The 19,835-nt window shown below is 66.2% G+C and carries 21 protein-coding genes; 13 read left to right on the top strand and 8 right to left on the bottom strand.

Features of this window, described 5'->3' with window-relative positions:
• Positions 1-26: 26 nt before the first annotated feature.
• Positions 27-800 carry an oxygenase MpaB family protein gene (locus JOE31_RS04670; RefSeq protein ID WP_209742365.1) on the bottom strand — a complete coding sequence of 258 codons (774 nt, stop codon included), beginning with the start codon at positions 798-800 and terminating at the stop codon, positions 27-29.
• Positions 801-865: 65 nt separating this feature from the next.
• On the opposite strand from JOE31_RS04670, the gene JOE31_RS04665 reads away from it, so the two are divergent.
• Positions 866-1,342 (top strand): NUDIX domain-containing protein, encoded by a 477-nt coding sequence (locus JOE31_RS04665; protein ID WP_209742364.1) that lies wholly within the window; start codon positions 866-868, stop codon positions 1,340-1,342.
• A gap of 40 nt (positions 1,343-1,382) precedes the next feature.
• Here JOE31_RS04665 and JOE31_RS04660 read toward each other — a convergent pair whose 3' ends face one another.
• The gene (locus JOE31_RS04660) at positions 1,383-1,742 is read right to left on the bottom strand and encodes a TfoX/Sxy family protein (RefSeq protein WP_209742363.1); all 360 of its coding nucleotides are present in this window, start codon (positions 1,740-1,742) and stop codon (positions 1,383-1,385) included.
• 74 nt (positions 1,743-1,816) lie between these two features.
• On the opposite strand from JOE31_RS04660, the gene JOE31_RS04655 reads away from it, so the two are divergent.
• The 4 genes from JOE31_RS04655 to JOE31_RS04640 all read left to right on the top strand — a co-directional run bounded on the left by JOE31_RS04655 (position 1,817) and on the right by JOE31_RS04640 (position 7,640).
• Positions 1,817-3,691: a Na+/H+ antiporter gene (locus JOE31_RS04655; RefSeq protein ID WP_209742362.1), complete on the top strand. Its 1,875-nt coding sequence runs from the start codon at positions 1,817-1,819 to the stop codon at positions 3,689-3,691.
• 123 nt (positions 3,692-3,814) lie between these two features.
• Positions 3,815-5,467 carry an alkaline phosphatase gene (locus tag JOE31_RS04650; RefSeq protein ID WP_209742361.1) on the top strand — a complete coding sequence of 551 codons (1,653 nt, stop codon included), beginning with the start codon at positions 3,815-3,817 and terminating at the stop codon, positions 5,465-5,467.
• On the top strand, positions 5,464-6,744 hold the full coding sequence (locus JOE31_RS04645; protein WP_209742360.1) for an alkaline phosphatase family protein: 1,281 nt from the start codon (positions 5,464-5,466) through the stop codon (positions 6,742-6,744). Before JOE31_RS04650 ends, JOE31_RS04645 begins: the two co-directional genes overlap by 4 nt.
• Before the next feature lie 323 nt (positions 6,745-7,067).
• Complete coding sequence (locus JOE31_RS04640; protein WP_209742359.1) at positions 7,068-7,640, top strand: MOSC domain-containing protein; 573 nt, start codon at positions 7,068-7,070, stop codon at positions 7,638-7,640.
• 77 nt (positions 7,641-7,717) lie between these two features.
• Here JOE31_RS04640 and JOE31_RS04635 read toward each other — a convergent pair whose 3' ends face one another.
• The 4 genes from JOE31_RS04635 to JOE31_RS04620 all read right to left on the bottom strand — a co-directional run bounded on the left by JOE31_RS04635 (position 7,718) and on the right by JOE31_RS04620 (position 11,102).
• Positions 7,718-7,981: a hypothetical protein gene (locus JOE31_RS04635; RefSeq protein ID WP_209742358.1), complete on the bottom strand. Its 264-nt coding sequence runs from the start codon at positions 7,979-7,981 to the stop codon at positions 7,718-7,720.
• A complete protein-coding gene (locus JOE31_RS04630) occupies positions 7,978-8,781 on the bottom strand; it encodes a putative hydro-lyase (protein WP_209742357.1) in 804 nt (267 codons plus the stop codon). Before JOE31_RS04630 ends, JOE31_RS04635 begins: the two co-directional genes overlap by 4 nt.
• Positions 8,778-10,139: an MFS transporter gene (locus tag JOE31_RS04625; RefSeq protein ID WP_209742356.1), complete on the bottom strand. Its 1,362-nt coding sequence runs from the start codon at positions 10,137-10,139 to the stop codon at positions 8,778-8,780. Before JOE31_RS04625 ends, JOE31_RS04630 begins: the two co-directional genes overlap by 4 nt.
• Positions 10,140-10,505: 366 nt before the next feature.
• Positions 10,506-11,102: an adenylate kinase gene (locus tag JOE31_RS04620; RefSeq protein ID WP_245198978.1), complete on the bottom strand. Its 597-nt coding sequence runs from the start codon at positions 11,100-11,102 to the stop codon at positions 10,506-10,508.
• Between the two features lie 195 nt (positions 11,103-11,297).
• Between JOE31_RS04620 and JOE31_RS04615 the strand changes: the two genes are divergently transcribed.
• Both JOE31_RS04615 and JOE31_RS04610 read left to right on the top strand, forming a co-directional pair.
• Positions 11,298-11,471, top strand: coding sequence for a CsbD family protein (locus tag JOE31_RS04615; protein ID WP_209742355.1), 174 nt, complete (start codon positions 11,298-11,300; stop codon positions 11,469-11,471).
• A gap of 179 nt (positions 11,472-11,650) precedes the next feature.
• Entirely contained in the window at positions 11,651-11,899 is a 249-nt protein-coding gene (locus JOE31_RS04610; protein WP_209742354.1) for a hypothetical protein, read from the top strand.
• Positions 11,900-12,005: 106 nt separating this feature from the next.
• Here the strand turns inward: JOE31_RS04610 and JOE31_RS04605 are convergent, their stop codons facing one another.
• Together JOE31_RS04605 and JOE31_RS04600 are read right to left on the bottom strand one after the other, a co-directional pair.
• Entirely contained in the window at positions 12,006-13,211 is a 1,206-nt protein-coding gene (locus JOE31_RS04605; protein WP_209742353.1) for an acyl-CoA dehydrogenase family protein, read from the bottom strand.
• 117 nt (positions 13,212-13,328) lie between these two features.
• Complete coding sequence (locus JOE31_RS04600; RefSeq protein WP_209742352.1) at positions 13,329-14,237, bottom strand: LysR substrate-binding domain-containing protein; 909 nt, start codon at positions 14,235-14,237, stop codon at positions 13,329-13,331.
• Between the two features lie 174 nt (positions 14,238-14,411).
• Between JOE31_RS04600 and JOE31_RS04595 the strand changes: the two genes are divergently transcribed.
• From JOE31_RS04595 to JOE31_RS04570, 6 genes are all read left to right on the top strand, one after another.
• Positions 14,412-15,662 (top strand): CaiB/BaiF CoA-transferase family protein, encoded by a 1,251-nt coding sequence (locus tag JOE31_RS04595; protein WP_209742351.1) that lies wholly within the window; start codon positions 14,412-14,414, stop codon positions 15,660-15,662.
• Positions 15,655-16,119 carry a thioesterase family protein gene (locus JOE31_RS04590; RefSeq protein WP_209742350.1) on the top strand — a complete coding sequence of 155 codons (465 nt, stop codon included), beginning with the start codon at positions 15,655-15,657 and terminating at the stop codon, positions 16,117-16,119. The genes JOE31_RS04595 and JOE31_RS04590 overlap by 8 nt, the downstream gene beginning before the upstream one ends.
• On the top strand, positions 16,116-17,312 hold the full coding sequence (locus JOE31_RS04585; protein ID WP_245198977.1) for an acyl-CoA dehydrogenase family protein: 1,197 nt from the start codon (positions 16,116-16,118) through the stop codon (positions 17,310-17,312). Before JOE31_RS04590 ends, JOE31_RS04585 begins: the two co-directional genes overlap by 4 nt.
• Before the next feature lie 62 nt (positions 17,313-17,374).
• Entirely contained in the window at positions 17,375-18,151 is a 777-nt protein-coding gene (fabG, locus tag JOE31_RS04580; RefSeq protein WP_209742349.1) for a 3-oxoacyl-ACP reductase FabG, read from the top strand.
• Positions 18,151-19,344 carry an acetyl-CoA C-acyltransferase gene (locus JOE31_RS04575; protein WP_209742348.1) on the top strand — a complete coding sequence of 398 codons (1,194 nt, stop codon included), beginning with the start codon at positions 18,151-18,153 and terminating at the stop codon, positions 19,342-19,344. Before fabG ends, JOE31_RS04575 begins: the two co-directional genes overlap by 1 nt.
• Complete coding sequence (locus JOE31_RS04570; RefSeq protein ID WP_209742347.1) at positions 19,345-19,797, top strand: MaoC family dehydratase; 453 nt, start codon at positions 19,345-19,347, stop codon at positions 19,795-19,797.
• Positions 19,798-19,835: the final 38 nt, after the last annotated feature.

The following is a 19,835-nucleotide window of genomic DNA, read 5'->3' as shown; positions in this document are numbered from 1 at the left end:
AGCCGGACCACGGGGCGTTTCAGAACCTAGGCCGGGCTGAGCCGGCCCAGGCAGTAGTTCTTGGGCCAGTGGCGGACCCGCTGCGGCAGCCGCGGATAGACCATGGCGGACCACCGCATGGTGCGGTCGAACCAGCGGCCGTGACGCTCACTCCACGGCAGTCCGAAGCCCCGCCGGAGCTTGTCCGGCAGGAGGCCTGCGGTGATGAAGCGGGCCAGCGGCATGGCAAGGCGCTGCCACAGCAGGGGGTCCTCCGGATAGAGCAGGCTGCGCGCCACGTGAGACGTGACGTCGTCGGCCTCCAACCCCTCCAGCGAGGTCTTCCAGTAGCTTCCGAACGCCTCGCGGTCCGCCGGCCACAGTTCCGCGGGAAGCTGGAGGGCGGTGCCGAGTCTCGCGTAGTCCCGGTACATGAGGTCTGCGGCGTCGTCGTCCAGCGCTCCGTAGATTCTTTCGTAAACAGTGACGGCGGTGTCGTACAGGGTTGCCACCACCCAGAGCTGGGACTGCGCGTCGAAGGCGTTGTAGCCGGCGGAACCGGCATCGGGTTTGCGGCGGACGGGGCCGTGGGCACGGTTAACGCGGCGACGCACCGCCGCCACCTGCTCCTCGGTGCCGTAGACAACGGCATATACATAGGTGAGGGTGGCGCGAAGACGGTCCAGCGGACGCTCGGCAAAGTTGCTGTGCTCGGCGACGCCGTGACCCACCGCCGGGTTCGCGATCTGCAGCAGAATTGCCCGCCCTGCCCCGGCCAGCAGAACGCCTTCTGCTCCCATGTCGGCAAGTCCACGCACCATGCCCACACACTACCCGAGAGCCGCCCCTCAGCGTCGCCGCGTATAGCCTTGAACCAGGAGGCACCATGACTATTCGAAGCGCAGGGATTTTGCTGTACCGGGGGGATCCCGCGGCTCAACTGGAGGTGTGGATAGCCCATATGGGCGGACCTTTCTGGGCCCGCAAGGACGAACACGCGTGGTCCGTCCCGAAGGGTGAATACGCTGAGGATGAGGATGCCCTGACGGCCGCCCGGCGCGAGTTCGCAGAGGAAATGGGCACCCCGGCACCGCCGGCTGACTACATCGAGCTAGGTTCCTTCCGGCAGCCGTCCGGCAAGGTCATCACCGTGTTCGCAGCCGAGTGGGACTTCCAGCCCGAACGTATTGAGAGCAACACTTTCCCGCTGGAATGGCCTAGGGGCTCCGGCGTCATCAGGCATTATCCCGAGATCGACGACGCCCGCTGGTTCAATGAGCCGGAGGCGCGCACCAAGCTCGTGAAAGGCCAGCTTCCCATCCTTGACGCCCTCGTTCAGCGTCTCCGGGACAGCGCTTCCTGAGGTGACGCGGACTCACGGGACGCTCCGCCGTCGTCCTTAATCACTTTTTTGGCTTGGAACTCTTGGGCGCCTTCGGCGGCAGTGCGGCGACGTGCACCAGCGCCCGGGCCAGCCACGGCTCGATCTCTTCCGGCGGGCCCTCGACCGGCAGCCCCGCATAGCCGCCCATGGGCCGTTCGGCCGAGATGAATGGCAGGGTTTCCCGGCTCGTCATCAGCTCGTCGCGGTCAGCATCCGCGAGCTTCAGTCCCAGGGTGGAGCCGTAAAGCCCCGCGAACATGTTTCCGTTGACGAAGGCGCCGAGGTTTCCGAACATCGGCTTGATCTCGATACCCGGCAGCCCTGCCATCAGTGCCCTGAACTGCTCTTTGTCAGCCTCAGTGGCTTTGGCCATTTCCATGAAGGCGCCTTCCGGTCCGGGGTCTTCATTATCACCCCGGCCCGGCACAGCCGGGCCCCTGAGAGAATGAGCCCATGGAGATCGCCCTGGGACTGCTGGTTCTCGTGGCCGTTGTTTGCGCCGGCAGCGCACTGGGCCGGAAACTCAACGTGTCCGTACCCCTGCTGCTGGTGCTGGCCGGCGTCGCGGGTTCTTTCCTCCCCTTCGTCCCGCGCATTGAACTGAATCCGGAACTTGTCCTCGTCGGGCTGTTGCCGCCGCTGCTGTACGCGGCCGCGTTGCGGACCTCGCTGTTCGACTTCGGTTCCAACCGGCGCGCCATCGGATTGCTTTCGGTGGGCTACGTCATTTTCGGAACCCTCAGCGTGGGCTTTGTGGTCTGGTGGCTGTTCCCGGAGATCCCGCTGGCCGCCGCGATCGCCCTCGGCGCCGTCGTCGCCCCGCCTGACGCCGTGGCCGCGACCGCCATCGCCCGGAAAGTGGGGATGCCGCGCCGGATTGTCACCATCCTCGAAGGCGAATCCCTGGTCAACGATGCCACCGCGCTGGTCTGCCTCCGCGCCGCCATCGCGGCGATTGCCGGGTCCGTGTCCGCGGCCGGGATCGCGGGCGGTTTCCTGCTCGCGGCCGGCGGCGGGCTGGTAGTGGGCCTCGCCGCCGCTTACGTGCTGACCGAGCTCCGCAAGCGGATCCGGAACGTCCCGATCAACACCTCGACGTCGTTGATAGCCCCGTTCGTCGCCTACCTCCCGGCCGAGGCGATCCACGCTTCCGGGGTGCTCGCCGTCGTCGTCACCGGGCTCGTGATGGGCACCAAGGCGCCGTCCATGCCCAACGGCGCCGCCCGGCTGAGCCAGCGCAGCAACTGGAACACGGTGCAGTTCCTGCTGGAAAACTCCGTGTTCCTGCTGATCGGGCTGCAGGTCCGGACCATCATCGAGGGCGTCCAGGATGATTCGCTGGGCGCCGGCCGGATCTGGGCCGGCTGCGCCGTGATCCTGCTGGCGGTCCTGCTGTTGCGGCCGGTGTGGGTCTTCCCCGCCACCTACCTGCCCCGGCTGATCCCGGCCGTGCGGCGAAACGATCCGGCGCCGCCGTGGCAGTTCGCCGCGATCGTGTCCTGGGCGGGGATGCGCGGGGTGGTAACGCTGGCCGCGGTGCTGGTGCTGCCCGCGGAACTGGAACACCGACCGGTGCTGATCCTGGCCGCGATGGTGGTGGTGGGCGGGACCCTCACGCTACAGGGGTTCACCCTGCCTGCGCTGGTTCGGCTGCTCCGGGTGCAGGGTCCGGACCAGCGGGAGGACGCCTTGAACCAGGCCTCCCTGATGCAGCTGGCCACCGCCGCCGGCGTGCAACGGCTGCAGGAACTGCGCAGCGACGATGACCCGCCGGAGGTAGTGGCCATGCTGAAACGGCGGACCCAGGAACGCGGACTGGCGGCCTGGGAGCGGCTCGGCCGGCCGACGTCGGAGGCCGCGACACCGAGCCAGCGCTACGCCCAGCTGCGGCTGGCCATGCTGGAAGCGGAACGGGCCAAGGTACTGGAGCTGCGGCGCGGCGGCGAGTACGCGCACGAAGTACTCAGCGAGGTCCTGGACCGCCTGGACGTTGAGGAATCGATGCTCGACCTTTCATTGGATGAGCTGGACGCTCCCGGCGAGGGCGGAGGGGAGGGCATCGCGAGGCCGGGCGGGGTGTGCGGCCATCTGGAGTCCGCGCCGGACCCGGAGGTCCCGCGCGGGCCTTTCTGCGCGGACTGCCGCCGGGAAGGGACGACGACGGTGCACCTCAGGATGTGCCTGGCCTGCGGAAACGTGGGGTGCTGCGACTCCTCCCCCGGAACGCATGCGTCCAGGCACTTCGAGGCCACCGGCCACCCGGTGATGCGAAGCATCGAGCCGGGTGAAGACTGGCGCTGGTGCTACGAGGACGACCTGCTGGGGTGAAGCGGATTCCATCACTTACGGCCGGATCGCGTCTTTGGCCAACGGACAAACAGTGGGCAAACAGCTGGGAAACCGGGGCCGGGAAAGCCCAATCCGCTACTCGCGGGTAGGAATACTGGAACCATGAACAACTTTACTCGTCGTCAAGTACTGCGTTCTGCTGTGGTGGTGGCTGCGGCAGGAGCCGCAGGCACCGCGCTGACCGGCACCGCTGGCGTCCCTGCCAACGCAGCAGGCGCGGGAGCCTTCGGTCACGGTGTTGCCTCCGGTGACCCGATGCCTGACAGCGTGCTGCTCTGGACCCGGGTCACGCCGTCGCCCGATGCGCTACCCGGAAGCGGGTTGGGCCCGGACGTGTCCGTGGGCTGGGAGGTCGCGGCCGACGCCGGCTTCAAGAAGATCGTGGCCCGGGGTACGGCCAATACAGGCGCGTCCCGCGACCATACGGTCAAGGTCATCGCGGGCCGGCTCGCCCCCGGCACGAGCTACTGGTACCGCTTCACCCTTGGCTCGGCGGTGTCCCCGGCGGGACGCACCCGCACGGCGCCGGCTGCCGGCGCTCCAGTGGACCGGCTGAAGTTCGGCGTCGTGTCCTGCGCCAACTGGCAGGCGGGCTATTTCTCCTCCTACCGCCACCTTGCCGGCCGCGGGGATCTCGACGCCGTACTCCACCTCGGCGACTACCTCTACGAGTATGGGCCGGGCGAATACCAGGCGCGCGACGTGGTGGTCCGCCCCCACGAGCCTGCCCACGAGATGACCCAGCTGGCCCACTACCGTCGCCGCCACGCGCAGTACAAGACCGACACCGACCTGCAGGCCTTGCACGCTGCCGCACCTTTTATCGTCACCTGGGACGACCACGAATCGGCCAACGACGCCTGGAAGGGCGGCGCGGAGAACCACACTGAAGGCGCCGAAGGGGCCTGGAGCGCGCGGTTTTCGGCCGCGCACCAGGCCTACGCCGAATGGATGCCCGTGCGCTACGAACCGGGCGGACAGATTTACCGGCGGCTCGACTTCGGTTCGTTGGCCAGCCTGTCCATGCTGGACCTGCGTAGCTACCGGGACCGGCAGGCCGCCAACGGAACAGACGCTGCGGTCAGCGACCCCGCCCGCACCATCACCGGCGCCGCCCAGATGGACTGGCTTCTTGGCAACCTGAAATCCGCCGGCCCGCAGTGGAAGCTCGTGGGCAACCCGGTCATGATCGCACCCGTCCGGGTTCCTTCCACCCTGAGTACGGCCGAATTGGCCGGTGTGCAAAAGCTGATGGGCGGGACGAGCATCAGCGGCGCGCCCTACAACGTGGACCAGTGGGACGGCTACGAGGCGGACCGCAACCGCGTGGTCCGCCACCTGCGGGATAACGCCGTCAAGGACACTGTGTTCCTCACCGGCGATATCCACTCCGGCTGGGCCTGCGACATCCCCGCGGATCCGGCCAGCTACCCGGCCACCGGCGATTCCGTGGCCGCGGAACTGGTCTGCACGTCCGTCACGAGCGACAACCTCGATGACATCCTCAACGTCCCGCCCCGGACCGGATCCGTCGCCGTCGAGAACGCCATCAAGGCGGCCAACCCGCACGTGAAATACCTCGATTTCGACTCGCACGGCTATTCAGTCCTGGACGTAACGCCTGCAGGAGTCCGGATGGACTGGTACGTCCTGGCCGAACGCACCTCGGCCAGCTCAGGATCCGCACTGTCCACATCGTTCAACGTTCAAGCCAACACCGGCAAAGTCACGCCAACCCAGGGAGGACTCCCGTGAGCCGTTCAACACCCCCACGCCCGACGCCGGGACGCCGGCAGTTCCTGCAGCTCGCCGCTGCCGGCGGTGCCGCCGTCGTCCTTTCCGCCGCGCCAGGAACGGCGTGGGCCGCACCGGCTGCGGGACGGACCCGGTGCTACGTGCTCGTGGTGGACGGCTGCCGCCCGGACGAGATCACCCCCGCGCTGACTCCCAGGCTGGCTGGCCTGCGCGCGGCCGGAACGAATTTCCCGGCGGCCCGGTCCCTGCCTGTCATGGAGACCATTCCCAACCACGTGATGATGATGACCGGGGTCCGGCCGGATCGTTCAGGCGTTCCGGCCAACGCAATCTACGACAGGGCCGAGGGTGTGGTCCGCGACCTCGACCGGTCCACGGACCTGCACTTCGCGACCCTCCTGGACCGCTTGCAGGAGCGCGGGCTCACCACCGGCTCGGTGCTCAGCAAGAAGTACCTTTACGGCATCGTCGGCACCCGCGCCAGCTACCGCTGGGAACCGCAGCCGCTGCTGCCGGTCACCGGTCACGCGCCCGATGCCGCCACGATGGACGCGCTGCTCGCGATGGTGGGCGGGCCGGACCCGGACTTCGTGTTCACGAACCTCGGCGACATTGACCGCGTGGGCCACTCCGACCTTTCCGGCACCACGCTGCGCGCTGCACGGGAAGCCGCCCTCGCGGACACTGACGTGCAGGTGGGGCGTTTCATCGACCACCTCAAAGGCACGGGCAGGTGGGAATCCAGCGTGGTGATGGTGCTCGCCGACCACTCCATGGACTGGTCCATCCCCACGAACGTGGTTTCAGTCGACCTGATCCTGCAGGGCCGCCCGGAGCTGCAATCCAACGTCAAAATCGCCCAGAACGGCGGGGCGGACCTGCTCTACTGGACCGGCTCCGAAACCGACCGGACCGCGGGCATGGCTGCCGTCGAACAGCTGGTCAGTGCCCATGAGGGCGTGCTGTCCGTCCACAAGCCGGCGGACCTTCGTCTGGGGGTCGAGGCCGGCGACCTCGTGGCGTACTGCCGCGCCGGCTGGCGTTTCTCCGACCCGTATGTAGCTTCCAACCCCATCCCGGGAAACCACGGGCATCCTGCCACCGAGCCCATTCCCTTCTTCATCTCGGGCGGGAGCCCGCTGGTGGTCCCGGGAACGGTGTCATCGGAGCCGGCGCGGACAGCTGACGTCGCACCGACGATCGGCACCATTTACGGCCTCAAGGCCCCCGGCGGAGGATACGACGGAACGTCGCGGGCCGGATCATTGCGGCTGTGACTCAGGGATGACGGCGGGATCATCCCGCCGTCATCCATTCGCCGTTTCTTTATGCCGCCCCCGACCTACCAGGTTGTGGCCACCGAGCGCGACGCAAGCCACTCGCCTCCCACACGGACGAAATCCATGGTGAGTTGCAGCGGCCATTTGGCCCGTGAGCCGTAGACAGTCGCGTCAACGATGATCCGGCCCACCAGCCGGGGAGTGTCCCCAGTGACGTGGAGGGATACGTCCTTCTCCCGGGCATCGCGGGAGGGCCTGTCAGGACTTGCCAGCCGGCTGACACCCTGCGGCTGCCCGCCGATGGAGGATAGTTTTGAGGCATGACGGCAAGCTACAGGTATAACGTTGAGGTCCTGCATCTTCTGGTGTCGCCGGCGCATGCCTACTTTGGCCGGGCACGCGAGGGGGCGGCGGACGTGCCCACCACCGACGCAGACCAGGTGGAGATGGTAGCCGGCAAGGGCATCGTGGGTGACAGGTTCTTCGGCAAGGCCGCCCACATGGATGCTGCCGTCACGCTTTTTGCCGTTGAGGCACTCGAGTCCATCGCCGCGGAGCTGGGGGCGGCACCGTTTGACCCGCTGCTGACGCGGCGCAACGTCGCCCTCAGGGGCGCCCATCTGGCTCCGCTGCTGGGCGGGGAGTTTGCGCTGGAATCGCGCGGGGATGTGGTTCGGCTGAAGGCCGGGCGGCCCGCCCACCCCTGCGCTTGGATGGACCAGATGCTCGCACCCGGCGCGCACAAGGCCATGCGCGGGCGGGGCGGCGTGCGCTGCCAGGTGGTTTCAGGCGGCATCCTGCACCGCGGCCCGGCAGTGCTGGTCAGCCCCGTTCCCCTCGACACCGAAAGTGCCGGCACGCCCACGCTGCTGCGGGCGTCCCGGCTGCCGTAGCGGACCCGCCCCCAATCGCAAACGGAAGCGGACGACGGCGGGAGGTCCCGTCGTCGTCCGCTTGCGGTTTGGTGTCTTTACAGCCTGTAGTGCTCCGGAGCTGCGCGGCGGGCGTCGCCGGATCCGGCTTTGCTGGCCGAGACGCCTGTGTAGGTCCAGATGCAGGGCCGGCCGGAATCGCTCGGCAGGAGCTGGCCCTCGAACAGTGAGATGCTCGTTCCTGTTGGACTCTGCCAGACGCCGGTCAGTTCGCAGTGCGTCCCGGTGGCCTGGCGCCGTGGTGCGGTCGGGTTGATGATCCTGCGGGCCCGCGCCTCGGCAACGGGAAGTCTCTTCTTCACAATGACACTCCTGCCGGTTCCCGGTAGTTGCTCTCGGGAACATCCGTGATGAACATGTGCCCGGGGGCGTGGCTGATGGCAAACGAGGGCCTGGATGCCATCACGGCGCTTTGCGGGGTCACCCCGCAGGCCCAGAAGACCGGCACTTCCCCTGGCCGGATCTCCACCGCGTCTCCGAAGTCGGGGCGGTTGATGTCCGCGATGCCGAGGTCTCCGGGTGACCCGACGTGGACCGGGCTGCCGTGGACCTTCGGCACTTCGGCCGTGACCCGGATGGCCGTGTCCACCAGCCCCGGCAGCATGGGACGCATGGAGACCACCATCGGACCGTGGATGCGTCCGGCAGGGGTGCACTCGATGTTCGTGCGGTACATGGGCACGTTGCGGCCGGTTTCGGTGTGCCGCAACGGGATGCCCTCGCTGGCCAGCGCAGCTTCAAAGGTGAAGCTGCAGCCGATGAGGACGCCCACCATGTCCTCACGCCAGACCGATGTGACATCGGAGACTTCGTCGGCAAGTTCGCCATCCACCCATACGCGGTAGGCGGGGATGTCGCTGCGGATGTCCGATCCCGCGGCGAGGACGCTTTCGTAACGTCCCGCCGGGATGATGTCGACGACGGGGCAGGCCTTGGGATTGAGGCGGCAGAATTCAATGAATTCATCGGCGTAGCCGGCCGCCACTGCAATCAGGTTCGCCTGGGTATAGCCGTCGCTCCATCCGGAGGTGGGGGTGACCAGGCCGTTGCGGAATTTCAGCCGTGCATCGGAGGGCGCCATGAGGGCGGTGGCCTGATTCATCGGGCCACGGCCTCAGCGGGTTCCACCGTGGACTGCAGGTACTCCTCGTCTTCGGCAACGTTGGAGTCCCGCCCCAGTGCCAGGCCCACCAGGGTCAACAGGCACGCGACGCTGAGGTACATGGCAACCGGGACCCAACTGTGGAAAGTGCTCAGCAGCAGAGTGAACATGAACGGTGCAATGGCGCCGCCGATGATGCCGGCGAAGGTGTAGGCCAGCGAACTGCCGGTGGAGCGGAGCCGCGGTGAGAACTGTTCAACCACGAAGGCCGCCTGGGGCCCGTACATAAAGGAGTGGCACAGCAGGCCCAGGACCGTTCCCACGATCAGCATGACCGGGGACCGCCCCTCGAGGACGATGAAGAACAGGTACGCCCACACCGCGGCGGCCACTGCGGCAATAGCGTAGACCAGCCGGCGGTTGATGCGGTCCGAGATGGCGCCGGCAAGCGGCATCGTGAAGAGCTGGAGGGCTGAACCGATGAGCACAGCCACCAGCACCTGGCCGCGGTCGAAGCCGAGCTCCTGGATGCCGTAGGTGAGCGTGAAGACCGTGCACAAGGCGTAGGTGACGTCCGGGCCGATCCGGCTGAGCATGGCTGCGATGAGGGGCCTGCGCTGGGTGGTCAGGACTTCCCGGATCGGGGCCTTGGGCTTGTCTCCCCTGGCTTCCATGGCCTTGAAGATGGGGGTGTCCTCAAGTTTGAGCCGGATCCAGAGCCCGAAGGCCACCAGCAGCGCCGAGATGAGGAATGCGATCCTCCAGCCGTAGTCGAGGAAGGCCTGCTCCGACAGGGTCAGGGTCAGGACGGCGAGCGCGCCGTTGGCCATCAGGTTGCCGGCGGGCGGGCCGATCTGTGCGGCGGATGCCCAGAATCCACGGCGGTTGGGGTCACCGAATTCGCTGGAGAGCAGCACTGCCCCGCCCCATTCGCCGCCGACGCCCACGCCCTGGGCGAAGCGGAGGAAGACCAGGATGGCCGGGGCGATGACGCCGATGTTGTCGTACGTGGGCAGCAGGCCGATGAGGAACGTGGCCACGCCGATGAGCATCAGCGTGATGACCAGGATCTTCTTGCGGCCGATCTCGTCCCCGAGCCGTCCGAAGATGATGCCGCCGACCGGCCGGGAAATGTAGCCCACGGCGTAGGTGGAGAACGCCAGCAGGGTGCCCGTGACAGGGTCCGAGGCCGGGAAGAAGATCAGCGGAAAAACGATCGCGGCAGCGGCGGAGTAGACGGCGAAGTCGTAGAACTCCAGCGCGGTTCCGGTCAGGCTGGCCGCGAATGCCTTGTACATGCTCTTGCGCCCTATAACGGGCTTAGGGTCACCGGGGGCCATTACTGATGGAGTGGCCATGTGTATCCTCCATGAAAAGTGTGGATGTCATCCGAATGCGGGCGGATGGTGCTGGGGCGCCATGTTGTCCGGCTCGCGGAGTTGCAAGCGGTGCAAAGGGCGGGTGCGTGACCACCGCGGCGGGCTGCGGAAGTCGAAACTGCGAGCGATCGTTGGATCGTTGAACAATCCGAACTGTTGAACAATCTACGCGACGTAGATCACACCGTCAAGGGTTAATCGTGATTCTGCAGGAGCGGCGAGCCGCCTGCCCCAAGGCGCAACGCAAGCGGTCGACGGCGGGAAGTCCCGCCGTCGACCGCTTACGTTTGGTGCCGCTTTCCCTACAAGGCAGGGTGCTCGGCTATGAAAGGTTCCCTGTCCGGATCACCGGTCGTTTGCTGCCGAGACCCTGCTTGGGTTCCCGATGGCGCCCATTACCCTGGCGGTGACTTCCTCGATGCCGCCGATGCCGTCGACCCGGGCCAGAATGGCACGCCGCCCATACGCAGCCACCACGGGCTCGGTCTGCCGGTGATACAGGTCCAGCCGGTGGCGGATGACGGGTTCGCTGTCGTCGCTCCGGCCGGTGTCCTCGGCACGGCCCAGGAGACGCTTGACCAGTTCCTCATCGTCGGCGGTCAACTGCAGGACGACGTCGAGCGTCAGCTCCCGCGCAGCCAAAACCCCGTCGAGGTAGTCAACCTGGGCGGCAGTGCGGGGGTAGCCGTCCAGGAGGAAGCCGGTTTCGACATCGTCCTGGCTGAGACGGCTGCGCACCATCTCGTTGGTGACGCTGTCCGGAACGAAATCGCCGGCGTCCATGTACTTCCGGGCTTCGATGCCAAGCGGCGTCCCGCCCTTCACATGGGCGCGGAAGATGTCCCCCGTTGAGATCGCAGCAACGCCCAGGCGCTCCGAAATGCGCTCCGCCTGCGTTCCCTTGCCGGAGCCGGGCGGTCCGATAATCAACATTCTCGTCATTCGGTTAACCTTTCGCTGCGCCGTGGTTGAAAGCGTGCCCCCATGCTAGGACTTCGAAGGTTGCAACCAGGCTGCATCGGCACGTGCACGGCAATCCAGTCAGCATGCTTACTATTTGGGCTTGATCGGGTTTACGATGAACTTGTAGGCCGCTGGCGGATCGCCGGCGGCGACCAAACCGGAGGGAGTAACACCATGGGTCTGGGAGACAAGATTGACAATGCTGCCGAGAAGCTTGGCGGCAAAGGCAAGGAAGCGGCAGGCGAGGCCAGGAACGATCCGGGCCTGAAAGCCGAAGGCCAGGCTGACCAGGCGAAAGCCGATCTGAAGCAGGCCGGCGAGAAGGTCAAGGACGCCTTCAAGGAATAGTCCGCCGCCGAGAGGAAGGGTGCCACCCTGACGCGGGCGGCACCCTTCCTTGCCCGGACGCCCCCCTTCCCCCAAAGCGGTCGACGTCGTATATCGTCCAGACCGCATCACCCCAGGCTGCAACGGGAACGGGCAGCAAGCATCCGGAGCAAATAGTCCGGCTGTTGACAGGAAGTCCAGTGGATCCGACCACGCTTGCCGGGTACGCACTCATGTACATGGCAGCAATAGCGGGAATAGTTGTCCTACTGCTGCCAATCCTGATCCTGTTTCTCCTGCTCTTGCTGGTGACGGGAGCCATTGGAATTGTTCTTCTCGCAGTGAAGACCCTCATGGTCGGACTCATCAGGGGCATCACCGCACTCTTCTCAAGTTCGCGCGACCGCCACCGGCCCAGGAGCCCCGGCGATGAACTGGTGCCGCACTAGCCGCCAGAACAGACGGAACGCCCCCAACCAGCCCCCTGGTGATAACCCGTCACACCGACACTGCGCGTGCGGTCCATGTGTACCGCGGTGAGAGCAGCCGCGGCCGTCACCCTTGACGGAACGCAGAGATGCCCGTGATGCGTTGGCCCAGGATCAGCGTATGGACTTCGTCCGTGCCTTCATAGGTGCGCACGGATTCGAGGTTGTTGGCATGCCGAAGCGGCGAGTAGTCCAGCGTGATGCCGTTGCCGCCGAGGAGAGTGCGGGCCTCCCGGCAGATGGCGATGGCCTCGCGGACATTGTTCAGCTTGCCGACTGAGATCTGGACCGGCTCCAAGGCGCCGGCGTCCTTGAGCCGCCCGGTGTGTAAGGCAAGAAGCGTGCCCTTCTGGATTTCCAGCAGCATATTGACGAGCTTCTCCTGGGTGAGCTGGTACCCGGAGAGGGGCTTGCCGAACTGCAGTCGCTCCTGCGAGTACGCGAGGGCGGTTTCATACGAGTCCCTTGCCGCACCCATGGCACCCCAGATGATGCCGTAGCGGGCTTCGTTGAGGCAGGAGAACGGGCCGCTCAGCCCCCGGGCGCGCGGAAGCAGCGCCGCGCCCGGGAGCCGGACGTCGTCCAGGGTGATGTCGCACTGGATGGAGGCACGCATCGACAGCTTCGAGCCGATGGGTGTCGCGGTGAAACCGGGTGTGTCCGTGGGCACGATGAAGCCGCGGACACCCTCACTGGTATTGGCCCAGATGACCGCGATCTGGGCCACCGAGGCAAGCCCAATCCAGCGTTTGGCACCGTTGATGACCCAGCCGCCTCTTCCGTCGGGAACCGCGAAGGTAGCCATGCTGGACGGGTCGGAGCCGGCGGTAGGTTCGGTAAGCCCGAAGCAACCGATCCTTTCTCCCCGAGCCATCGCCGGGAGGTGCTCTTTCTTCTGCTCCTCGGACCCCCACTTGTGGATGGCACTCATAGCAAGGGAGCCCTGGACGCTAACGAAGGTCCGGAGTCCGGAATCCCCTGCTTCCAGTTCCATTGCGGCGAGACCGTATTCGACTGCGCTGCGGCCCGGGCAGCCGTAGCCCTCCAGATGCATCCCAAGGACCCCGAGGTTCCCGAGTTCGGGGACGAGTTCCAGGGGGAAGTGCGCGTCCTCGTACCAGCCGGCGATATTGGGGCGGATGCGTTCGTTCACAAACTCCCGGACAGTGCTGCGCAGTTGCAGCTCAGCCGGGCTGAGCAGGCTGTCCAGGTTCAGCACGTCGTCGTGCACCAGGGTGGTTTCGGATACGGTCACAGTTTGTTCTCCTGGCATGTGCTGGGCCGCTGGGGGCGGCGCTGGCTCTAAGGGCTGGCGATCTCCGACCACTGTGCCAGCTGGATTGCGTAAGATCCAATACCGTATTCTGCGACCACTGATGTCCTGGACGCATCAATAAGCGGCGTTGCCCGGCGACGGCAAGACGTCTTCCGAGAGTCGAAGGACCTCTCTCAGCGCCGGGCTGGTGTTGTCTTTTCGCCAAACCAGTCGCAGCTGGATGACATCGGCCGGGTCGTCCAATGGCAGGAAAGTGACCCCGGGGTGGCTGAAGTTTTCCGGGACAGACGAGACCGTCAGGGCAACGCCGATTTCGGCCGCCACGAGTGCCATGAGCGTGTGGGAATCCGGGGCGACCTGCACAATTTCGGCGGCGAATCCGGCCGCGCTTGACAGCCTCCTAAGATGGTCGTGGAGGATCGCCCCAGGGTGCTCTGGCAGGGTGACGAACGGCTGATCTGCAAGGTCCGCCATGTGCAGTGAAGCGCGGTCGCTCAGGGGATGGTTGTCATACAAGGCCACCACCAGTCGCTCGCTGGCCACGATCCGGGACTCCAGGACCGCCGGGATGAAGTTCCATCGCCCCAGACCTACTTCCATGGCGCCGCTCAAGACCTTGTCCATGGCCGGCAGGGCGAAGTTGGAGCTGGACAGTTCAAAATCGATTCCGGGATGCGTCTCCCGGACGCGCTTGGCGAGCTTGCCCACCATCACGTGTGAGGACACGCCGGCGAAAGCGACCCGCACCCGCCCGGTTTCGCCGCGGCCCACCGAGGCGACCGCGAGGGCCGAACGGCGGCAGGCCTCCAGTATGTCCCGGGCCGGCGCCAGCAACGCCTCCCCCTCCGGCGTGAGCCGGACCGTCCGGGTGCTCCGAATAAAGAGAGGCGCCTTAAGTTCGTGCTCCAGTCGCTGGATGGACCGGCTCAGGGGCGGCTGGGCCATGTGGAGCCGGAGCGCGGCCCTGCCGAAGTGCAACTCCTCAGCCAGGGCGAGGAAGATGCGAATCTGTTGTATTTCCATGGCCCCGGTCAGCTCCCGCTCAGGTCAACGTCATTGTTCATATGCCCAAGATACCCACCGCTGCGAAATAGGCATTGATGGCGGTGGGGTATCACTCCCACACCTAATGCGTATTGGACGCGAATCAATCCGCTTGCCAAGGTGGTGATGCAGACCACACACCGGAGGATTTAAATGACACAACCGAGCAGTGAAGCGGCGGCTGAAGGGCCCAATCGTCCTGCCGAAGGCGGAATCCGGCCAGGCGTTGACGTCCTGGGCCGCGAAGGCACCGGGCCCCTGGCCGGCGTCGTCGTCGCGGATTTCAGCCGGGTCTTGGCCGGCCCTTACGCCACCATGCTCCTGGCTGACATGGGCGCCACTGTGATCAAGGTCGAAGGCCTTGACGGCGACGACACCCGGACCTACATGCCCCCGGTCCGAGACGGCGAGGCCACCTTCTTCCTGGCGGTGAACCGCAACAAGCACTCCATCGCCCTGGACCTAAAAGATCCGCAGGACTTGGACGTGGCGCGTTCACTCATCCGCTCCGCCGACGTGATGATCGAGAACTTTAAGCCCGGCAACATGGCGCGGCTGGGTTTGGACTATGCCGCCGCCGCGGAGCTGAAGCCGGATATAATCTATGCCTCCATCACCGGGTTCGGCACCGGGGCCGGTGCGCACATTCCGGGATATGACTTACTTGTGCAGGCCGCCTCGGGGATGATGAGTCTGACCGGGGACCAGGACACGCAGCCCTACCGTGCCGGCATCGCCCTCTTTGACGTGATTACCGGCCTGCATGCGGCCATCGGCATCCTTGGGGCCCTGCACCATAAAGACCAGACCGGCGAGGGCCAGTTGGTGGAGCTGAACCTCCTGTCCTCGGCTTTGTCTGGCATGGTAAACCAGTCCGCGGCATACGTCACGGGTGGCGTGGTGCCGACCCGCATGGGTAATGAGCACCCCAGCATGTACCCGTACGCGCCGATGCAGACAGGCGACGGCATGCTCATCGTCGCGACCGGTAACGATGCCCAGTTCGTCCGGCTGTGCGGGGCGCTGGCGATCCCTGAAGTGGCCCGGGACCCGAAGTTCGCCAAGACCCGGCAACGCAATGCGCACCGTGATGAACTCCGGGACATCCTCCACGCGCGGCTGGCCACTCAGTCCGCCGCGCGGTGGTTCAGCGAGCTCTCTGCCGCCGGGCTGCCGTGCGCGCCGATCCAGGACGTAGGCGGCGGCATCGAGTTCGCCGAACAACTGGGACTGCAACCGGTGGTGTTGGCCGGCAGCGGGTCGCGAAAGATTCCGACGGTGCGGCATCCGGTCGAGTACTCCCGCACTCCCGTGGACTATGCGCTGGCCCCACCGGAGCTCAACGAAAGCTCCGAGTTGGTCCGCAACTGGCTGCTGCACCAGAAGGCTTTAGCCCATGCCTGAGGCATACCGGACCCGGATCCGCCCGCGATGGTCGGATCAGGATCTCAATGGACACGTCAATCATGCCGCCGTCGTGACACTGCTGGAGGAGTCGAGGATCCAGTGGCGGGCCACCCTGCCGGGAAGCCGCTCCGCAGGAGCGACCCCCACGGTGGTGGCTGCCCTCGAACTGAACTATCGGAGGCCGGTCCACCACGGCGAAGACCTTGACGTTGAACTCACGGTCAGCAGGATCGGCACCAGCTCCTTCAGCCTCGCATTCAGCGGCGCTCAGAACGGCGCAATCGCCGTGGACGGCAGGACAGTGATTGTTTCAGTCTGGCCGGAGACCGGCACGGCACGGCCGCTGGCGGAACACGAACGGCGCTGGCTCGCCCAATACCAGCCCACGCAAGCAAGCACGGAACCCCGTCAACCGCAGATTCCCGACGACACACCCCTGGAGCTGACCCAATGACACCGCAAATGGCCGAACATGGCACCGACTTCTACCTCATGGACGATTTCCTCACCGCTGAGGACCGGGCCCTCCGGCTGAAGGTCCGCAGCTTCGTCGACAAAGACCTGCTGCCCGTCATCAACGGCTACTGGGAACGGGCCGAGTTCCCGTTCGAGATGATTCCCAAACTCGCCGCCCTCGGCATCGTGGGAACCACTATCACCGGCTACGGCTGCCCCGGCCTGAGCAGGCTAGCCGCCGGGATCGTCGCCGCAGAAGTCTCCCGCGGCGACGGTTCCGTGAACACTTTCCTCGGTGTGCAGTCCGGCCTGGCGATGGGAACCATCAACATGCTTGGCAGCGAAGAGCAAAAGCAGCGCTGGCTCCCCGCCATGGCGACGCTGGATAAGATAGGCGCCTTCGCCCTGACCGAACCTGATCACGGTTCCGATTCCGTGGCCCTGGAGACCAGCGCCCGGCGGGACGGTGACAGCTACATCATCACCGGCCGTAAGCGGTGGATCGGCAACGCCAGCATGGCCGACGTCGTCATCATCTTCGCCCGGGACGAAGAGGATGCCAAGGTCAAGGCGTTCGTGATGGAGCGCAACGACGACGGCAGCTATCCGGACGGGTACTCCACTGATGTCATCACCGGCAAGATCGGCAAGCGGGCGATTCTCCAGCCGGACATCACCCTCAACAACCTCAGGGTGCCAGCAGACAACCGGCTCACTGGCTGCCGCTCCTTCAAGGACGTCACCCGTGTACTCACGTCCACTCGCAGCGGAGCGTCCTGGGAATCCCTCGGCCACGCCATGGCAGCCTACGAGATCGCGGTGGACTACGCGAAAACCCGGCAACAGTTCGGCAAACCGATCGGCAGCTTCCAGCTTGTCCAGAACAAACTGGCTAACATGCTCGCCGAACTGACGGCCATGCAACTGATATGTTTCCGGCTCGCCGTCCTGGCTGAGGACGCCCGGATGACCGGACCAATGGCCTCGCTGGCCAAGATGCACACGGCGCAGAAGGCGCGATGGATCTGTTCCGAGGCGCGGGACATGCTCGGCGGCAACGGCGTGCTACTGGAGAACCACGTCGCGCGGCACATGACCGACATGGAAGTCGTCTCCACTTACGAGGGCACCGACTCCATCCAATCCCTCCTCGTGGGCCGCGAGATCACCGGCCTCTCCGCTTTCAGCTAGGTCCGGGCCGGGCAGCCGCCACACAGTCATCAGTCACATTCCACGCAAGCGAAGGAAACACCATGAGCAATTTCACCAACCGGGTGGCAGTTGTCACCGGCGGTGCGCAGGGCATCGGCGCCGCCACTGCGCTGAAGCTGGCCACCGGAGGCGCTACCGTCATCGTCCTGGACCTCAACGAGGACGGTGCCAAGGACACTGCGCAGCGGATCTCGGAGCACCCGCTGGTGCTCGCGACCGGCGGTAGAGCCGTCGCTGCCGGCTGCGACGTCACGGATGAGGCGGCCGTGGACCGGGTCTTCGATGAAATTCACCGGGAGTTCGGAAGGGTGGACATCCTGGTCAACAACGCGGGCATTACCCGCGACAACCTGTTCTTCAAGATGGACCGGCCGGACTGGGACTCGGTCCTGACCACCAACCTCACGAGCGCCTACCTGTGCTCCCGTGCCGCCCAGCGGTACATGGTGCCCGCGAAGTACGGGAAAATCATCTCGCTGAGCAGCCGCAGCGCGCTGGGCAACCGGGGCCAGGCCAACTATGCCGCCGCGAAGGCCGGCATCCAGGGCCTCACGGCGACACTCGCCATCGAACTCGGCCCCTTCAACATCACAGTGAACGCCGTGGCCCCCGGCTATATCGCCACCTCGATGACCGCGGCAACGGCCGAGCGCGTGGGCAGCAGCCCGGCTGAACACCAGGAGGCGGTGGCAGCCCGCACCCCGCTGGGCCGCGTGGGCCAGCCGGAGGAAGTGGCCGCCGCCGTGGCCTTCTTCGCCGGCGACGATTCCTCTTACGTCTCCGGCCAGACGCTCTACATCAACGGCGGGGCCCGCTGATGCCCGAGGCATTCCTGGTCGGCGGCGTCCGCACCCCGGTGGGCCGTCACGGGGGCGTTCTCGCCACGGTCCGGCCCGACGACCTGGCCGCACTCGTTCTGCAGGCCGCAGTGGCCCGGGCCGGCGTCGATCCTGCCAGCCTTGACGAGGTCATCCTGGGCTGCGTGAACCAGGCCGGGGAGGACAACCGGAACATTGCCCGAATGGCGGTGCTGCTGGCCGGGCTGCCCGACGCCGTCCCCGCTGTCACTGTCAACCGGCTGTGCGCCTCGGGTCTGACAGCCATCAGCATGGCGGCCCAGTCGGTGCGCAACGGCGACGCCGACCTCGTGGTTGCCGGCGGTGTCGAGTCCATGACCCGCGCCCCGTGGGTGCTGGCTAAGCCGGAGAAGGCCTTCGCCAAACCTGGGGAGCTGGCGGACACCTCGATCGGTGCGCGCTTCGTGAACCCGCGGATGGACACCAATGCCCGGCAATCGATGCCCGAAACCGCTGAAGAAGTGGCCAGCCGCGAAGGAATCTCCCGCGCCGACGCGGACAGCTTCGCGCTGCGCTCGCACGAACTGGCCGTGGCCGCGATCGACGCCGGCCGCTTCAGTGACGAAATCGTCCCCGTCCCGGTCACCGGCCGGCGCGGGGAAGTAACGCTCGTGGACACCGACGAGGGGCCCCGGCGCGGGTCTACCGCCGACGCGCTGGCCGGCCTCCGGCCGATCGTGAAGCCCGGCGGGATCGTAACCGCGGGCAACTCCAGTTCGCTCAACGACGGCGCCTCCGCAGTCGTGGTCGCCAGCGGCGAGGCCGTGGCACGGTATGGCCTGACGCCGCGGGCGCGCATTGTCACAAGCCAGGCCGCCGGCGTCGCCCCGGAAGTGATGGGCATCGGCCCGGTCCCGGCCACCCGGAAGGCGCTGGCCAAGGCAGGCTGGAGCCTGGACGGCGTAGGCGCGGTCGAACTCAACGAGGCCTTTGCAGCGCAGTCACTGGCCTGCATGCGGCTGCTCGGGATGGATGCCGGCACGGTCAACAACGACGGCGGCGCGATCGCCCTCGGACATCCGCTGGGCTCCTCCGGATCCCGTATCGTCGTTACGCTGCTGGGCCGGATGGAGCGCGAAAACGCTGCCCGAGGCCTGGCCACAATGTGCGTCGGCCTGGGCCAAGGCGTGGCCATGCTGCTGGAAAGGGTTTAGATGAGACTGTTCGAGGACGCCGCCGAGCTGGCAAACATGACAGGGCAGGAAATCGGGGTGAGCGGCTGGCACACCTTGGACCAATCCCAGATCCAGGCCTTTGCCGATGCCACCCTTGACCAGCAGTGGATCCATACCGATCCGGGGCGGGCCGCTGCCGGACCGTTCGGCGCCACGGTGGCCCATGGGTATCTCAGCCTGTCAATGCTGCCGTATCTGGCCAGCCAGGTCTACCAGGTCCAAGGGGCGGCGATGATCATCAACTATGGCCTGAACCGGGTCAGGTTTCCGGCGCCGGCCAGGGTGAACTCGCGAATCAGGGACAGGTTGACACTGGCCTCGGTGACCGAAACGGCACACGGCCGGCAGTTGCAGTTCCAGCACGTCGTCGAGTTGGAAGGTTCCGAAAAACCGGCCTGCATCGCGGAGACTGTCTCCCTGCTCCGGAGCTGAACCGACTCCGATATCACCTTGCACCACCATCCGAACAA

The sequence above is a fragment of the Arthrobacter sp. PvP023 genome (genome assembly GCF_017832975.1).
GTDB lineage: Bacteria > Actinomycetota > Actinomycetes > Actinomycetales > Micrococcaceae > Arthrobacter.
The sequence above is the reverse complement of the archived record's forward strand: the minus strand, read 5'-3'. Positions and strand labels throughout refer to the sequence as shown.

Excerpts from the sequence above, each read along its gene's own strand:
- JOE31_RS04670 (WP_209742365.1), bottom strand. The coding sequence starts at position 800 with ATGGTGCGTGGACTTGCCGACATGGGAGCAGAAGGCGTTCTGCTGGCC.
- JOE31_RS04665 (WP_209742364.1), top strand. The coding sequence starts at position 866 with ATGACTATTCGAAGCGCAGGGATTTTGCTGTACCGGGGGGATCCCGCG.
- JOE31_RS04660 (WP_209742363.1), bottom strand. The coding sequence starts at position 1,742 with ATGGAAATGGCCAAAGCCACTGAGGCTGACAAAGAGCAGTTCAGGGCA.
- JOE31_RS04655 (WP_209742362.1), top strand. The coding sequence starts at position 1,817 with ATGGAGATCGCCCTGGGACTGCTGGTTCTCGTGGCCGTTGTTTGCGCC.
- JOE31_RS04650 (WP_209742361.1), top strand. The coding sequence starts at position 3,815 with ATGAACAACTTTACTCGTCGTCAAGTACTGCGTTCTGCTGTGGTGGTG.
- JOE31_RS04640 (WP_209742359.1), top strand. The coding sequence starts at position 7,068 with ATGACGGCAAGCTACAGGTATAACGTTGAGGTCCTGCATCTTCTGGTG.
- JOE31_RS04630 (WP_209742357.1), bottom strand. The coding sequence starts at position 8,781 with ATGAATCAGGCCACCGCCCTCATGGCGCCCTCCGATGCACGGCTGAAA.
- JOE31_RS04625 (WP_209742356.1), bottom strand. The coding sequence starts at position 10,139 with ATGGCCACTCCATCAGTAATGGCCCCCGGTGACCCTAAGCCCGTTATA.
- JOE31_RS04620 (WP_245198978.1), bottom strand. The coding sequence starts at position 11,102 with ATGACGAGAATGTTGATTATCGGACCGCCCGGCTCCGGCAAGGGAACG.
- JOE31_RS04615 (WP_209742355.1), top strand. The coding sequence starts at position 11,298 with ATGGGTCTGGGAGACAAGATTGACAATGCTGCCGAGAAGCTTGGCGGC.
- JOE31_RS04605 (WP_209742353.1), bottom strand. The coding sequence starts at position 13,211 with ATGCCAGGAGAACAAACTGTGACCGTATCCGAAACCACCCTGGTGCAC.
- JOE31_RS04600 (WP_209742352.1), bottom strand. The coding sequence starts at position 14,237 with ATGGAAATACAACAGATTCGCATCTTCCTCGCCCTGGCTGAGGAGTTG.
- JOE31_RS04595 (WP_209742351.1), top strand. The coding sequence starts at position 14,412 with ATGACACAACCGAGCAGTGAAGCGGCGGCTGAAGGGCCCAATCGTCCT.
- JOE31_RS04590 (WP_209742350.1), top strand. The coding sequence starts at position 15,655 with ATGCCTGAGGCATACCGGACCCGGATCCGCCCGCGATGGTCGGATCAG.
- JOE31_RS04585 (WP_245198977.1), top strand. The coding sequence starts at position 16,116 with ATGACACCGCAAATGGCCGAACATGGCACCGACTTCTACCTCATGGAC.
- fabG (WP_209742349.1), top strand. The coding sequence starts at position 17,375 with ATGAGCAATTTCACCAACCGGGTGGCAGTTGTCACCGGCGGTGCGCAG.
- JOE31_RS04575 (WP_209742348.1), top strand. The coding sequence starts at position 18,151 with ATGCCCGAGGCATTCCTGGTCGGCGGCGTCCGCACCCCGGTGGGCCGT.
- JOE31_RS04570 (WP_209742347.1), top strand. The coding sequence starts at position 19,345 with ATGAGACTGTTCGAGGACGCCGCCGAGCTGGCAAACATGACAGGGCAG.